At 45.2% G+C, this 15,279-nt stretch carries 10 protein-coding genes; 5 read left to right on the forward strand and 5 right to left on the reverse strand.

The annotated features are described in order from the left end of the window. Nucleotides 1-7 precede the first annotated feature (7 nt). The 5 genes from ACYX4W_RS11345 to ACYX4W_RS11365 all read right to left on the reverse strand — a co-directional run bounded on the left by ACYX4W_RS11345 (nucleotide 8) and on the right by ACYX4W_RS11365 (nucleotide 6,152). On the reverse strand, nucleotides 8-970 hold the full coding sequence (locus ACYX4W_RS11345) for a phytase (protein ID WP_476073262.1): 963 nt from the start codon (nucleotides 968-970) through the stop codon (nucleotides 8-10). Further along, nucleotides 954-2,240 (reverse strand): hypothetical protein, encoded by a 1,287-nt coding sequence (locus ACYX4W_RS11350; protein WP_476073263.1) that lies wholly within the window; start codon nucleotides 2,238-2,240, stop codon nucleotides 954-956. Before ACYX4W_RS11350 ends, ACYX4W_RS11345 begins: the two co-directional genes overlap by 17 nt. Nucleotides 2,241-2,248: 8 nt before the next feature. Continuing rightward, nucleotides 2,249-2,782 (reverse strand): metallophosphoesterase, encoded by a 534-nt coding sequence (locus ACYX4W_RS11355; protein ID WP_476073264.1) that lies wholly within the window; start codon nucleotides 2,780-2,782, stop codon nucleotides 2,249-2,251. Then, nucleotides 2,712-3,365, reverse strand: a complete 654-nt coding sequence (locus ACYX4W_RS11360; RefSeq protein WP_476073265.1) for a metallophosphoesterase — start codon at nucleotides 3,363-3,365, stop codon at nucleotides 2,712-2,714. Before ACYX4W_RS11360 ends, ACYX4W_RS11355 begins: the two co-directional genes overlap by 71 nt. Before the next feature lie 81 nt (nucleotides 3,366-3,446). Then, entirely contained in the window at nucleotides 3,447-6,152 is a 2,706-nt protein-coding gene (locus ACYX4W_RS11365; RefSeq protein ID WP_476073266.1) for a TonB-dependent receptor, read from the reverse strand. A gap of 374 nt (nucleotides 6,153-6,526) precedes the next feature. Between ACYX4W_RS11365 and ACYX4W_RS11370 the strand changes: the two genes are divergently transcribed. The 5 genes from ACYX4W_RS11370 to ACYX4W_RS11390 all read left to right on the forward strand — a co-directional run bounded on the left by ACYX4W_RS11370 (nucleotide 6,527) and on the right by ACYX4W_RS11390 (nucleotide 15,276). Next, nucleotides 6,527-7,438, forward strand: a complete 912-nt coding sequence (locus ACYX4W_RS11370; RefSeq protein WP_476073267.1) for a diguanylate cyclase domain-containing protein — start codon at nucleotides 6,527-6,529, stop codon at nucleotides 7,436-7,438. 162 nt (nucleotides 7,439-7,600) lie between these two features. Continuing rightward, on the forward strand, nucleotides 7,601-8,779 hold the full coding sequence (locus ACYX4W_RS11375; protein WP_476073268.1) for a helix-turn-helix domain-containing protein: 1,179 nt from the start codon (nucleotides 7,601-7,603) through the stop codon (nucleotides 8,777-8,779). Between the two features lie 461 nt (nucleotides 8,780-9,240). After that, on the forward strand, nucleotides 9,241-10,587 hold the full coding sequence (locus tag ACYX4W_RS11380) for a Na+/H+ antiporter NhaC family protein (protein WP_474807315.1): 1,347 nt from the start codon (nucleotides 9,241-9,243) through the stop codon (nucleotides 10,585-10,587). 100 nt (nucleotides 10,588-10,687) lie between these two features. Further along, nucleotides 10,688-14,659 carry an ATP-dependent RNA helicase HrpA gene (gene hrpA, locus ACYX4W_RS11385; RefSeq protein ID WP_476073269.1) on the forward strand — a complete coding sequence of 1,324 codons (3,972 nt, stop codon included), beginning with the start codon at nucleotides 10,688-10,690 and terminating at the stop codon, nucleotides 14,657-14,659. Between the two features lie 314 nt (nucleotides 14,660-14,973). Then, nucleotides 14,974-15,276: a PilZ domain-containing protein gene (locus ACYX4W_RS11390; protein ID WP_118495239.1), complete on the forward strand. Its 303-nt coding sequence runs from the start codon at nucleotides 14,974-14,976 to the stop codon at nucleotides 15,274-15,276. The last annotated feature ends 3 nt before the right edge of the window (nucleotides 15,277-15,279 follow it).

A 15,279-nucleotide genomic window follows, 5' to 3' on the forward strand; every position in this document is an offset into this window, starting at 1 on the left:
TGTGCCTTTAACCTTGTCTGTTTACTAAATCTCTTATTGCGTTTTTTAGCGTCGTACCTGCGACAAGTTTAAAGTTTTGCTTTTGGCTTGGCATTACGTTTCGGCCATCTTGTACTACCCACAGTCCTTCAGTAAAAGCACCGCCAAGGTTGGCATTTGTTGCTTCTAGCCCGTCAGTTTCCGATACCCCGTCAATTTGTTTTGCCTTGTCAGCAGCAATTTTAACTAGCCCCATAAGTGTTAACGCTTCAGGGTTTTCTTCATTTATGTGATAGATGGCGTAGCTGTTATTGCCCTGACTTGATGCTATGAGGTATTTTTTGTCATCAACGGTAAATAGGGCCAAGCCCTCTACATCAGCTTCAACCGGTGGTGTTATTGCTGAAACAAATGTAGGTGTATTATCGGTAGAGCTGATATCCAGCGCCCAGATGCCTGTGGCCTCTTCACCAAGGTAAGCGGTATTGGTGTGGATATCTACCACGCAGCCTTCAGGCTGTGAGGGAAGAGAGAAGCTCTGACTTAACTTTGCTTCGACTGCTTTGCCTTGGTTGATTGATAATTCATATCGCTCGAAGCGACCACTGGTATCGTTCGCAAATACATGAGCTATACCGTTATTGACAAAAAGGCACATACCATAAATGTCGCTAAGCGTTGTTTTAATCTCACCTAAATGGGCGAGGTTGCCGTTATGATCTATCTCCAAAACAGACAAGCTGTTATGTGTTCGGTTTGAAGCAACGGCAATATCAGTAAATTCTTTTTTACCGTCGATGTTCACAGTGTTTACTGCAACCCGGTACCCAACATCTACGTTATTAACTCTTCCTATCGGCAGGCTCTGATGTTGCTTGCCGGTAAGGTCGTAGGTATTCAATGCGCCTTTTTTGTCGGTGCCAACAATGCGACTTTCTGAAGGAGTCTGTGAGTTAACCCAAATAGCAGGGTCGTCAGACTGCATCACCATAGTTTTGCACAGGCTGAGTTTGCGCTAAGGGTAAAACAGTGGCCACCTTATGTTGGGCAGAAGTATCGGAACCGTTTTGAGTATCATCGTCTTTTTTAGCAAGACACCCATCGTTAAAATATGCGGCGGCCAAACTAGCCGGCAGTTCTACAGAATAAACCCTGCCCGATGCGTCATCATCTACTACCACAGAGATTCCTTGCCCTTCTTTATTTGCAAAAGTAGCTAACTGAATAAATTCAGGTTCTATGCTTTCTGCGGTCCCATCTTCATCGCGCATCAAAGTTACGAACTCAACATGACATTGACTTTGAAGCCATACGCCGCTTTTATCTGGGCTTACCCAACCGACAAGGCGGCTATTTGAATTTAGGGTTGTAGAGGGTAAGACGCTCACGCCTTCTACTGGTGTATCTGCGTCATGAAAGATAAGCGTTTTCTCTAACTCACTTTCTATATGGGCGTTAATCTTCCATGCCCCGGCGAACTCGTCCGCCAAATAGATGTTTTGTGTATCGAGGTCAACACTGCAACTTTTGATGCCAGGGCCTATGGCGAAACTGCGTAGCGATAAAAACTGATCATGGTGCAGTTCATATTGATTGAGAGTGCCTGTGGCATCCACATTGATAATGTGAGGGTGTCCTTGCGCACTCATTGCTGCGCAAATGGCCTCAGAGCCTTTGGCGGGTTGGCTGAGCTGCTGTTGCACTGCCAGGGTGTCAACAGATATGCGATACGCTTCAATATGTTGCGTGTTGTTATTAAACACTACCAAAGACACCCATTGTTTGTTCGTAGAGTTAGCTACTTCAGCGTGGGCAAACGCGTAGCTGCCTTCAATAAATTGAGTTTTACCTTGGCTGTTAGTAAGTGAAATGCCTTTATGCTCGTTTATTTGAAGGTTAATAGCATGGGTGTCTTCGTAAGAGTGACCTTTCTTTGACGACGCTACCTTGAGCGTTTGATTGCCATGGGTGTCATTGTAAGACGCTGTTGGCATGGGTGTCTTTGTAAGCGCTGTGTTTTTTGCGCTGTTAGCATGGGTGTCTTTGTAAGCGTTAGCTTGATCACCTTTTTGGTAATAGAGCGTTTGCTCAAAACCTTTTTTAAGATGTGTAAGCGTAAGTACAGTGCCTGTAGCCGTGCCTTCAGTTTTTGAGGCTGTTGCATTTTGAGCTGCACAGCTAAAGAGTGTGGCTAGAGCACCGGTAAAAACTACGGTCTTTGCTACTGCTCGGTGTAGCCCTTTTGTTTTTTGGTTATCCATTGTCATCATTAATCCTGAATCGTGTTCGGCGAAGATACTGTGCGGGCATTATTCATTGTGTGGGTGTAAATCGTCTTCCCTTTGTGATCGATGTAATGAAGGAAGATGTTTTTAGCTGTCATGCTCACACTGACAAAGCCGCCAGTCGATTTTGCGAATTGTGTAAAGTCGTAGTTACTTACAGGGCGCACTTCTGAGCCGCCACCGGACACTACGTGCACTAGGTCATCCCCGGGTAATTGGTTGTGTTGTAGATCGTGTTCGTGCCCGGCAATGTAAAGGTTCACGCCATGTTCGTGGAAAAGGGGTTCTAACACGTCTTTGATAGCGTCTGTTTTACCGTAGCGTTTACCACTTGAATAAAGTGGATGATGGCCTATGACAACTTTCCAGGTGTGTTGATCGTTGCCTAACATAGTATTTATCCAATCAAGCTGTTTAGATGCCCCTTGTGAGTAAGCTTCTTGGTATTTAGCTTCGCCTGCATAGTCGGGGTTTAGCGGAGACGTATCGATAAACAACAAGAGAGTCTGAGCTTCCATCGTCAAGCTTTAACGTCTTACTGTAATACTGCGCCGGCATTTCCCAACGTCGACTCTTAGTGCTGTAATCTATTTGCGCCTGCCAGTTTCCTCGATAGTCATGGTTTCCCAACACAGGGTACCAGTCGATGAATAAATGAGGTTGATGATAAATGTTTTCGTAAGAAGACAGCCAGTAAGGGTCGTCAACTGAGGCAACACCGTTGTCGTAGAAGTTATCGCCGGTGGTTGCGATAAATTCGGCATCTAGTTGGTAACTTGCAATATCTAGCCATTTAGCAACGTGTTTTTGATAAAAGTGACCGTTGCGGCCCCAATCACCTAACGTTAAAAAAGAAACCGCGTCATCCGGTACCGATAAACCTTCAACAGTGGTGTGCGCATAATAATTATGTGAATACTGCTCGTTGGTAGCCTTCGTATTAATGCTAGCTACGTTAGTTATTGCCGCGGAATAAGCGGGGCTTGTTTGCTCTGCCTCTACAAACTCTGAAGTAAGGCAGCAGGTGAAACAAAACGCAACCGCAAACAAGGTTGCGAATGTTGGCTTTGTGGTAGGGAGAAATGTGGGTAAACCGTGCATGAAAGACTCTCAAAAGCAGATGATGCAAGCTCCACGTTAGAAGCTTGCGAGCATCTGAGCATTAACAACAAATAAAAGTGATTAATTTAGCTGCCAAGTAAAACCTAGCTCAAAGGTACGGCCATACTCTTCGTACTGCGCGTTTTGACTGCGCGTATCAAAGTAATTATAGAAAGGCTCGTCACCTAGGTTAATGCCGTTGAAATACACCTGCATGCTGTCGTTAATGTAATAACGGGCCATGAAATCAATTTGTACATGGTCATCTTCAAACCTCAGCATGTCACCGTCAATTTCTTCGAAGTTTTCACTTTTATACGTGGTAGCAAGTCGTACACTGAAATCATTCGCTTCGTAACCAATGGTTAAGTTGCCAATGCGATCTGACTGGTTAGGTAACTGAGTTTCGAAAGTTTCACCGTCTAAGAATGTGGTGGCTTCAGAGTCCGTGAACGTTGCGTTCGCAGATACAATAAACCCGTTGTTAAAGGCTTTGACCCAAGACAGTTCTAAGCCCGTCAAATCAGCAGAGTCACCATTTATTGGCTGAATAACTTCTTCAAAACCTTCCCAGCCAGTGGTACCTGCAACATCTGCATACACAACAAAGTTGTCGATATTCTTATAGAACAATCCTGCTGAAATTACGCCAATGTCACCGGGGTAGTATTCAACGGACAAATCGACGTTTTGCGCTTCATAAGGTTGAAGCTCTGGATTGCCCACTTCTGCCTCACGTTCAGTTACAAATACGCCGTCGTCTTCTTCGGTTTTACTTTCGATAATTTGAAACGCAGCCACATCTTCAAATTTTGGACGTGAAATGGTTTGCGTGTAGGCGGCACGAAGCTGTAGCTTGTCAGAAAACGTATATCTGGCGTTTACACTCGGTAGCCAGTAGTCATAGTCGCGTTCAGCTTCCCATGGTGTGTTGACCACTTCTTCTACATCAGTTTGTTCGTTTTCAACTAGCTCTACGCGCATGCCTGACGTTGAAAAGTCGGTACGCTCGTAGCGAACACCGGCGACTAAGTGAAGCTTTTCAATGTCAACGCTGCCCATTACGTAGGCGGCAAAAATATCTTCTTCATTTACATAGGTGGCACCGCGAGATTCAACTTCTGAATTAAGGCTGTCTACTTCAAGGCTTGAACGGTTATCGTTAAAGTAACTGCGCATTACGCCGCGATTAAGCCCTGGACCGAAGTCACCGAGTGCATACTCTGGCCTAGCAGTACCAAACTGAGAGGCATCTAGCCCGTCAAAGTCACCATCAAAAATCGTGATGCTGCTGTCTCTATCTTTTTCTCGGCTGCGGTATTTTGAACCGAATTTGAATTCACCAATGTATCCACCCAGGTTAATAGGGCGTGATGCGTCAAATTTAATACTGGTTTCGGTATCTTTGGTGTAGTTATCTTCAAAACTGATTTCATCTACCTCGTAGGTAGATAAGTCCATGGCATCAGCGTTTTGCGACACTGTTGGGCGCATGGTATTTAAATCAGCGTCAATGCTGTCGTTTTCCGTTTTAAATACATAATACAAAGCGTCTGGTTCGTCTTCATCAGACTTTGCATAACCAAGTTGCCAGTTTGCTCTCCATGTTTCTAACTGGTGCTCACCACCTAGTGCCACAGTAAAGATGCTTTGGCTTTCGTAACGATCTTTACTTTCTCTTTCTATTTCCGAGTCTTCACCGTCGAAAGTGAAAATGTTGCCTTGACGGTATTCGTCATCAGAAAATTCGCTGTAAAGTGTGCGAAGGAAATACTGGTTGTTGAAGTCGGGGCGAAAATCAATGTTCAGCGCACTACCTAAACGCTCGCGAGTGATCGTGTAGTCACGTTGCTCCAGTTCGTCATCACCGTTACTTTCAACGTTATCTGAACCAAAGTCTCTGTCAAAGTAAGAGATAGCGCCGGCCACACCCCATTCAGATGAAAGCTTTTTAGTAAAGGTGCCGGACAGTTTAGGACTGGTTTTATCCACTAAATCATTCTGACTTGCTTGTACAGTAACGCTTGCGGTATCACGGGCTTTATCAAAGGCACTTACGCTTTTTACCGCCACAGAGCCACCAATGGCGTCGCCATCCATATCTGGGGTTACAGATTTCGATACTTCTAATGTTTGAATAAGTTCAGAAGGAATAACGTCAAGTGCAACAGAGCGTACGCCTGACTCCGGCGAGGGAATATTTAGCCCGTTGATGGTTACGTTATTAAGGTTTGGGTCGATACCGCGAATTCCTACAAAGCGACCTTCGCCTTGGTCACGTTCTATAGAAAGACCGGGCAGACGTTGTAGCGATTCCGCAGCATTCTGATCAGGAAATTGACCAATAGCGTCTGCCGAAACAATAGACGAGATACGGTCAGATACGCGTTGCTGGTTAATGGCGCTTGCCTGTCCGCTTCGTTGGCCGCGCACCAGAATCTCATCGATGGTATCGCCGCTACCAAATTCGACGGCAGCGCGGGCAATACCATTGTCTGTCACGTTAATCGTTTGCGTGACGGTATCTTCACCAAGATAAGAGATTTCTAGTGTGTAGGAACCTTCAGGAATAGAAGGGAAGCGAAACGTGCCGTCTCTGCCAGCTTCGGTCACAAGTCCTAGCTCAACAATTCTAATTTGTGCGCCTGTATAGCTGCGTGCTTTGGCGGCGTCTTTTACTGAACCAATAATGACACCATCCGCCGCTAAAGCAGGCGACGCAACGCTAAGGCCTAGCGCCGCTACGCAGGCAAGTGTAAGAGAAGAGTACGCGGTTTTAATTTTCATTTATTTTCCAATCAATTAAGCAGTCAATAGGAGTGTGAAGTAAGTGCTAAGTTAATGACTAAGTACCCTAAGAATGCTCCATGACAGTTATATGACGATTGAGTGGAACATGGGGCTTACTTTCGGCAAATGTCGCTAATTCTCAAATCGGTGAGCTAAATTGACCCTGGCCTAAGTTTATGATTTTGTATGGTTTTATCTTGTTTTTTCGCGTTCTTTGAATAGGTTGCCATCAATATGTCACATTGATGAGCCAAACTGACCCTCGACAGTTTCATCAAATTTGGGCAAGACTCTCGTTTTGTTTTAAGCGCTGGAAGCCGCTGGACTGGCGCGTGATGTATTCAATATTAGAGATTTCCAAAGAGAGCATTATGTTTACCTTTACAAATTCAACACAATTTAGACATCACAAGCTTTGGCTGGTATTTACGTTGTGCGTGGTAACTTTGGCGGTTTGCCTAGCTTTTATGTTTGGCAATGCAAAAGAAAGCACCGTGATATCTGGCCTAGATATTGTGGGGGAGGGGAGCATCGCTTTTTTAACGCTTGCGTGGATGCTAGCAGCGCTCGCTAGCCGTCCTCCTGGAAAAGTAACTAGCCTTCTTATTATAGGGCTAGGCTGTTTCTTGTTTTCTGTCAGTTTAGATTTTTTAGACGAATTTTTTCATTACCCCGAAGCCGCTTACTGGATAAGTATGATTGAGTCTTACCCTGCTGCGGTGGGGATGGTAGTGATGACCGCGGCACTTTATCAATGGCACTTAGAGCAGCGTGCGTTAAATTTGCAATTACGACGTCGTGAGTGGGACGTTCGGGATCACGATGCTATCGATCCTATTACTCAACTTTACCGTGCAGAGTATTGGAAAGCACAAATAAGTAAATTACAGCAATCCGGGAAGTCGGCTGTAATTGCCATCATTGATATCAATAACTTCTCTTTGTTCAATCAAAAGCACGGGTATACAGAAGGCGACAGGTATCTGCACGACATTGCGCAATTGGTGATCATGAATTTGCGCCAGCAAGATCTAGCGTGCCGTTACGCTGGTGATAGGTTTGCTATTTTGATGCCAGACGTCTCGCCCATGCAGGCCGATGTTATCTTGAATGATATCAAAGTAAGTATTCAGCATCTGGCTTTTAGACATAGCCTCAATGCCAACGCTATTTACACCACCGCACGCAGTGCTCAAGTGACTTTGTTACCTAATCAGCGCCTTGCGACTGTGCTTAACACCATGCTGTTAGAGCTTGAGCGTTCTCATGACAGTGCAGCGTAGTTTGGACAGTTTGGTGAGACTAGTTGGTGTATGTGCACGAAGATACCTGCGGTGAATATCTAATGGATTTAACACTACCACGGCTCAACGCACTACGAGATTCTGCAAACGAAGATACAGTCTGCAGGTGCTGAACGGTGTCACTCAACACGTGTATCTAGCATGGGTGTCTCTGTAAAGAGTGATGTTGATGGGTTAGCGGTGGGTGTCTCTGTAAATGGTGATGCTGATGGGCTTAGCATGGATGTCACCGGTAGTGATAGTGATGGTAGCTATCATGTAGTGATGTCTAGCCAAGATAAAGTGATCGCTGGGTATTGGCTGATACAGGCAGTACTCAATGTGGCGCTCTCTCGTGGCGGTAATAAGAATAAGCTCTTGCGCGGTACAGGTATTTTTGAGGAGTCGTTACAACACAATTCGTTAGTAAGCATAAACCAATATTCATCGCTGTTAGTCAATGTTCATAGCCAAACCAAAGGTAACGATGTCAGTTTTTTACTGGGTGGTGCTTTAGCCTCGCAGTGGCTTACTAGTCCGCTACATGTGCTTAATACATGTGAAAATATTGAGCAGCTACTTTTACACCTTACTCAACGCCAAACATTTAGGTGGTGTAGCTTACCGCTATGTCAGTTTCAGCGGTTTGAAAGTGCCGACAAAATAATACTAGTGCCTCAGTTTACAGGCATGAGCAGCAAACAGCTTCAGTTCACTCTTGAAGTGGCATTTGCAACGCTGGTGGCGCTCATTAAAAATATTGCGAATAAGCGAATACCTTTGTCTTTTACCTTCACAGGCAGTCGACCGAAAAATATTGCTGATTATGAAACGCACCTTGGGCTTAAATTATCGTTTAATAGCCGCTTTAACAGTATTTGCATTGAAAAAAGGGTAACAAGCCAACCCTTAGGGCTGACGGCTCGGCCTACAGACTCTGTTAAATCGCACGTTTCTTTAGAAAGTTTATCGAGTAACAGCGCAACGCAAACGAAGAAACGGACGTCTATTGAACAGCAAAACAGTTTGTCTTTACCTGATTTTGTGAGGCGTTACGTTTGTACATCCTCCAATACGCAGTCGCCAAATATCGGGTTGCCTGAATTGGCGGAAACCCTAGACGTCAGCGTAGCTACGCTAAAACGGAAATTAAAAGAGTTCGGCACTAGCTATCGCGCTCTGTCTGAAGAAGTTCAACGCAATCATGCGCTTTTACTTTTAACGGTGCACAAGGTGAGTAACGAGGCTGCGGCCAACGCAATGGGTATTAACGATTTGCCCAACTTTCGTCGTACGGTAAAACGACTAACAGGGAAAACCCCTAGCGAACTTAGAAGTTGAACAGAAACCGTAAAACGTGTTCGCCCCTTATTTGTTGAGCATAAGACCTCTGTAATTGACATCTCAGTGCACTATTAATCCTACGATATAATTATGTGACGCTGGCCCTTAACAACAAGATGGCTGTAGTCTCTCTTTAAACAACGCAATACTCTTTGTCGCGTCAGCTTAACGCAGAACTACTATACCTGCCGTAATACGACGCAATTACAAACTTTGTAAGTCTCATTGAGAGGGTAATAATCTGTTAGGCCTGAAATGACATAGTCACTGGAAAGTAAATGTCTTTTCAATATCCTTAAAACCTTTTATCCTTTGCAGCTTTAGCTTTGCATCGTCAAAGACCAAAAAGATATGGTCTTGTTGAAGCTTGTTTTACGCACTCGCACCCTCAAGGTGGCTGTTCAGCGTAGCCTTTAAACTTTTGCTGTTACGCAATTAAAACCAAAAGAGAGTTTTCTGTGCACGAAAATAACGACATTGCACCAAATTCTATCGCACCCAATCCGTTAGGTTTAACGCCTATTTTGCTTTTTGTAATTCTTGTTGTAGTGACAGGAATTACCACAAACGATATTACTGCGATGCCTATTTTGGTGGCGTTTTTTATCAGCGCTGGGTATGGCCTATGTTTAAATCCGAAAGGTAAAAAGGTCAGCTTCTCTGAAAAGGTACAAACCTTTTGTAAAGGTGGTGGTGATAAAAACATTATTCTTTTGGTGCTTATATTCCTGTTAGCCGGTGCATTCTATGCCGTGACTATTGATATTGGTGCTAGGGATGCCACGGTTAACATGGCGCTACAATTTGTGCCTTCCGCACTGATATTGCCGGGCCTGTTTTTGATTTGCTGTTTCATATCATTTTCCATGGGTACCTCCATGGGCACCATTACCGCGCTCTCACCCATAGGTGCAGGCCTTGCCACAAGTTTAGGGCTGCCGGTGGAAATGGCGCTGGGTATTGTAGTGGGGGGCGCTATGTTCGGTGACAACCTTTCGTTTGTTTCAGACACCACCATTGCCGCAACACGAACGCAGGGCGTGCAGTTAAAAGACAAATTCAAAGCAAACTTAATGGTGGCCGTGCCAGCCTGCATCGTAACCATGGCATTACTGCTTATGGTCGATGTTGATACTTCTGGCATTGTTGAAGGCGGCAGCTATGATTTTTGGCGCATAGTGCCGTACTTGTGCATCATTGCTTTCGCGCTAACAGGGTTTAACGTCATCAGCGTACTTGCAGTGGGTATTGCCAGTGCCTGCGCAGTGGGTCTGGTTCAGGGTAGCTTTACGCCACTTTCTATGATGCAAAGCATTCAAAAAGGGATGGGCTGGATGCAGGACTTGGCGATGATTGCCATAACCATAGGCGGCATTGTGGCATTAATGCACGCTAACGGCGGTATAACTTGGTTAATCGAACGCTTAACCCGTAAAGTCACGTCTAAGAAAGGCGCGGAATTTAGTATTGCTGGCTTGGTCAGCTTTTTAGACATTACGACAGCAAACAATACCATTGCGATTGTTACCGCAGGCCCAATTGCTAAAGACCTGAACGAAAAATACGGCGTAGACCCACGCCGTACCGCGTCATTACTGGATATCTTTTCGTGCAGCTTTCAAGGCTTAGTACCTTACGGTGCGCAGCTTTTGAGTGCAGCGGCCGTAGTGGGCATTTCACCTTTGGCCATTACGCCTTATTGCTGGTACCCCATGCTTATTTTTGTGTTTGGTGTGGCGGCCATTTGGTTCGGTTTTCCCCGTTTTAAAACGGCGCAAGACGATGAATTAACCCAAAGCGCTTAAATTCTCGTAACGCTTAACACACTGGCTTTTTAGGGCGGTATCTTCTAGGATCACCGCCCGAATTTTATTGATGATTAGAAACTCGCTTTAGGATGTCACTTTGTCTTCACCACTTGCTATAAAACCTCTTTACAACAAACTAGACGATTGTTTAAGCGCAGATAAGTTTCGTTTGAAGCGCAGGATCACGCAGCTTGCACAAAAAGCTAATGACGCATCTGGCGGTAAAGAAAATGGGAAAAAAGAAGAGACAAAGCATTCAGTAAGCGAAGAAAGCCTTAGAAAGCAGTTCGAGAAGCTAGAAAGCGACATCAACACATCAATAGAAAAGCGCAATTGGCGTCAAAACAACCTTCCTAAGGTTGAGTACCCACCGCTGCCGGTTAGCGATAAAAAAGAAGACATTAAAGAAGCGATTGCGAATAACCAAGTGGTTATCGTTGCAGGTGAGACTGGGTCGGGTAAAACGACACAGCTTCCTAAGATATGCTTAGAGTTAGGCCGCGGTGTAAACGGTATGATAGCCCACACCCAGCCAAGACGATTAGCGGCGCGAAGTGTAGCTACGCGTATAGCCGAAGAGCTAAATACGCCCCTTGGTGAAAAGGTGGGTTTTAAGATTCGCTTTAGCGATCAGGTAAGCGAACGAAGCTACGTTAAGCTTATGACCGACGGTATGCTGCTAGCTGAAATGCAGCAAGACCGCTTTTTAAATCAGTACGATACTATCATCATCGATGAAGCTCACGAGCGAAGCCTCAATATCGACTTCTTGTTAGGCTATCTGCGTCAGCTGTTAGATAAGCGCCCTGATTTAAAGCTTATCATTACCTCTGCCACCATTGACCCAGAACGATTCTCTAAGCATTTTAATAATGCGCCGATTATCGAAGTGAGCGGTCGTACTTATCCGGTAGAAATTCGTTATCACGCGCCAGAAGATAATGATGACGATATTGATCAAAGCGACGCCATCGTAAATGCTGTCGACGAGCTAATGCGCGAAGCGCCGGGCGATATCTTAGTGTTCTTAAGCGGCGAGCGCGAGATACGCGACACCCAAGATGCCTTGAGCAAACAGCATTATCGCAACACTGAAATCGTACCGCTTTACGCTAGGTTATCGGCAGCAGAGCAAAACCGCATTTTTCAGTCTCACAGCGGCAGACGCATTGTTCTTGCCACTAACGTGGCAGAGACCTCATTAACCGTACCCGGTATCAAATACGTAATAGATCCGGGGTTTGCCCGTATTTCACGCTATAGTGCTAGAAGTAAAGTACAGCGACTGCCCATTGAACCAATATCTCAAGCCTCAGCGAATCAGAGGGCAGGGCGATGCGGCCGTGTGTCTGATGGTATCTGTATTCGCCTATACAGCGAAGACGACTATTTAGGGCGTCCGGAATTTACTGACCCTGAAATACTTCGCACTAATTTAGCGTCGGTTATTTTGCAAATGCTTGCTTTAGGGCTAGGCGACATCGCTGCTTTTCCATTTGTTCAGCCGCCTGATAACCGCAATATCAACGACGGTTTTCGCTTACTTGAAGAAATCCAAGCTATTGCGAAAGGCAAAGCTAATAGAAAAACGAAGCAAAGCGGCATGATGCAGCTTACCCCGCTAGGTCGTCAGGTAGCACGATTGCCCATCGACCCACGCTATGCACGCATGGTGATAGAAGCCGAGCGCACAAACGCGCTCAGCGAAGTTATGGTGATTGCGGCGGGGCTTTCAATTCAAGACCCACGAGAGCGACCTCAAGAAAAACGCCAGCAGGCAGACGAGAAACACAGCGAATATCACGATAAAGATTCAGATTTCATAAGCCTTTACAACTTGTGGGTGACGTTTAGAGAACAGCAAAACGCACTAAGCCAAAATCAGCTCCGCAAATGGTGTAAGCAGAATTTCATCAACTATTTACGTATGCGCGAGTGGCAAGACATTGTAAGCCAACTTAAAAAGTCTATTGCTGAACTGGGCTTTGGTATTTCTAAGCAAGAAGCCGACTATCAGGCTATTCACCAAGCTATTGCTAGCGGCTTGCTGTCGCACATGGGCTTTAAAGATAAAGATCGTGAGTATATGGGGTCACGCAATTCACGCTTCTTAATTTTTCCAGGCTCAGGGTTATCAAAGTCTCAGCCAAAATGGGTAATGGCAGCCGAACTGGTAGAAACGTCTAAACTTTTTGCCCGTATGGTGGCAAAAATAGACCCAGCGTGGGTAGAGCCTTTAGCTGAACACGTTGTACAAAGAAGCTATTCAGAGCCCCATTGGTCTAAAAAGCGCGGCGCGGTTATCGCGTTTGAAAAGGTTACTCTGTTTGGGCTGCCCATAGTGATGAAGCGTGCGAAGGTTTATAGCCTTATTGACCCGCCAATCTGCCACGAGCTATTCATCCGCGAAGCCTTGGTAGAGGGCAATACTAAGCTCAATTACAGCTTCTTACAGGAAAATCAGGCACTGCTGGAACAAGCTGACGAATTTGAACAAAAGACTCGACGTCGCGACTTGATTGTAGATGATGAAGAGCTTGTAAGCTTCTACGCTAAACGTATCCCGGTTGAAGCCAATAATGATGCAGCGTTTAAGAAATGGTTTAGGCAGCACGGAAGCAACGACAGTTTAACCTTTAAAGAAGAAGACGTGTATCGTCAGCAGCCTGGGCAGTCGGTAGCGAACGCGTTCCCTGATGTATGGCGTCAGGGCAATATTACGCTGCCGCTACGCTATAACTTTGAACCCAACGCTGAAGATGACGGTGTAACGGCAGTGATCCCGCTACCAGTGCTTAACCAAGTAGACAATGTAGGTTTTGATTGGTTAGTACCTGGGCTAAGGCACGACCTCATAGTAGGCTTAATTAAAACCTTACCTAAGCGTTTGCGACGTAATTTTGTGCCTGCGCCTAACTTTGCGGATGCCTGCCTTGCTGATATCAGTGAAACGGACAAAAACAATCGCCCTGTGCCTTTGCTTGAAGCGGTTAGCGATAAACTTCGTAAAATGACTGGCGTTGTTATTGAAAGCGAAGAGTGGAATTTAGCTCAGCTTGATAAGCATTTAAAAATGCACTTTGCGGTAGTGAACGACAACGGTGATGATATTGCCAAAGGTGACGATCTTCACGCGCTTAAGCAACAGTGCGCAGGACAGGTTAAGCAAACCTTTGAAAAAGCTGCGACACCGGAATTAGAGCGCAATAACATCGAACAGTGGGATTTCGAAAGCTTGCCAGAAACCTTTGTGCAAAAGGTAGGCGGGTTTGAAGTTCAGGCATTCCCAGCACTTGTGCAAAAGGGCGATAAAGTAGATATTGCGCTCATTGAAGAAGCCGATAAAGCGCAGGTGCTACATAAGCAAGGCGTAAATGTCTTGATTAAAAATGCCATGCCGTCACCGCTTAACTATTTGCAAAGCAAATTACCGAACAAAGCCAAGCTGGGTTTGTATTTCAATCCATTTGGGCAAGTGAAAGCGCTGATCGATGACTGTATTTTTGCGGGTATCGACGCCATTGTTAGTGACTATTGCAAAACTAACGACACTGACATTCGAAATAAAGCTGATTTTGAGGCCTGTTTAGAGATCACACGAGCGAATATTAATGACAGAGTGTTAGAAATCGCCAAGCAGGTAGAGCAGGGGCTTACTCTTGCCCATCAGTGCCAAAAGCAAATGAAAGGTAATGTGCCGCTAACCATGATAAACGCCTTAGGTGACTGTAAAGCACATCTTGCGTCATTGGTGTTCCCTGGCTTTGTCTCTCAAATTGGTGAAAGTAGGCTGGACAATTGGAACCGCTATATTAAAGGCTTGGCCCGTCGCCTTGAGAAGCTACCTATTGACCCCAACAAAGACAGAATGCATCAGGTAACCGTAGAAAAGTCGATTAAGGAATGGGAAAAAGCGTGCAGCAAGTATCCTAAAGGTAAAGTGCCACAAGCCCTTATCGATGTGCGCTGGATGATAGAAGAGTTGCGTGTTTCTCTGTTTGCGCAGCAACTTGGTACGGCATACCCCATATCAGCGAAGCGTATAACCCTCTATTTAGCAGACTTTTGATGACGTTCTCGATATAGACAATGTGTAACGCATAGCTTTTCAAGCGCGAAGCGCTTCTACATAGGCTGGTTAATTATATTAAAGCCCCGCAATGCAGCGTATTGTGGGGCCTAATTATTTATACCTAGTAAGCATAGAGCCGTTCTGTTTTATCGATAGTAAAAGATATTCGTCGACTCATTGAGGTAAGACCAATACTACTTTTGCAGCATTGTTGAATAAAAACTAGACAGTTCGATTGACAAGTTATCGCCATCAACCTATAACAACAATTGTAGTCGTCAGCGTAATGCTAAAAATCAGGAGAAGTAGACATGTTGGGATACGACGATAAGCGAAATTTTTTCAGGATGATGGTAAATTCGCCGTGTCAGTTGCAAATTACTGACGATGAGTCGAGCCGCACCATGCAGGCAATGTGCAAAGATATAAGCGCCACAGGAATGTCGTTAGAAGTTGACGAACCCTCAATTGAAGTGGGAACACAGGTGAGTGTTGCTATAGAATCGTCTAGCTCGCAAATCCCTTCTTTGGCAGCGTTAGCTACGGTCGTACGCTGTGAACCAGAATCTGATTCAAGCTGTATTATAGGCGTTGAAATTTCTCAGATGAAATAGGTT

The organism is Alteromonas sp. ABH4_454, assembly GCF_056311775.1.

Coding starts and splice junctions, on each gene's coding strand:
- ACYX4W_RS11365 (WP_476073266.1), bottom strand. CDS start 6,152: ATGAAAATTAAAACCGCGTACTCTTCTCTTACACTTGCCTGCGTAGCG.
- ACYX4W_RS11370 (WP_476073267.1), top strand. CDS start 6,527: ATGTTTACCTTTACAAATTCAACACAATTTAGACATCACAAGCTTTGG.
- ACYX4W_RS11355 (WP_476073264.1), bottom strand. CDS start 2,782: ATGGAAGCTCAGACTCTCTTGTTGTTTATCGATACGTCTCCGCTAAAC.
- ACYX4W_RS11390 (WP_118495239.1), top strand. CDS start 14,974: ATGTTGGGATACGACGATAAGCGAAATTTTTTCAGGATGATGGTAAAT.
- ACYX4W_RS11375 (WP_476073268.1), top strand. CDS start 7,601: ATGGGTGTCTCTGTAAAGAGTGATGTTGATGGGTTAGCGGTGGGTGTC.
- ACYX4W_RS11350 (WP_476073263.1), bottom strand. CDS start 2,240: ATGGATAACCAAAAAACAAAAGGGCTACACCGAGCAGTAGCAAAGACC.
- ACYX4W_RS11360 (WP_476073265.1), bottom strand. CDS start 3,365: ATGCACGGTTTACCCACATTTCTCCCTACCACAAAGCCAACATTCGCA.
- ACYX4W_RS11345 (WP_476073262.1), bottom strand. CDS start 970: ATGGTGATGCAGTCTGACGACCCTGCTATTTGGGTTAACTCACAGACT.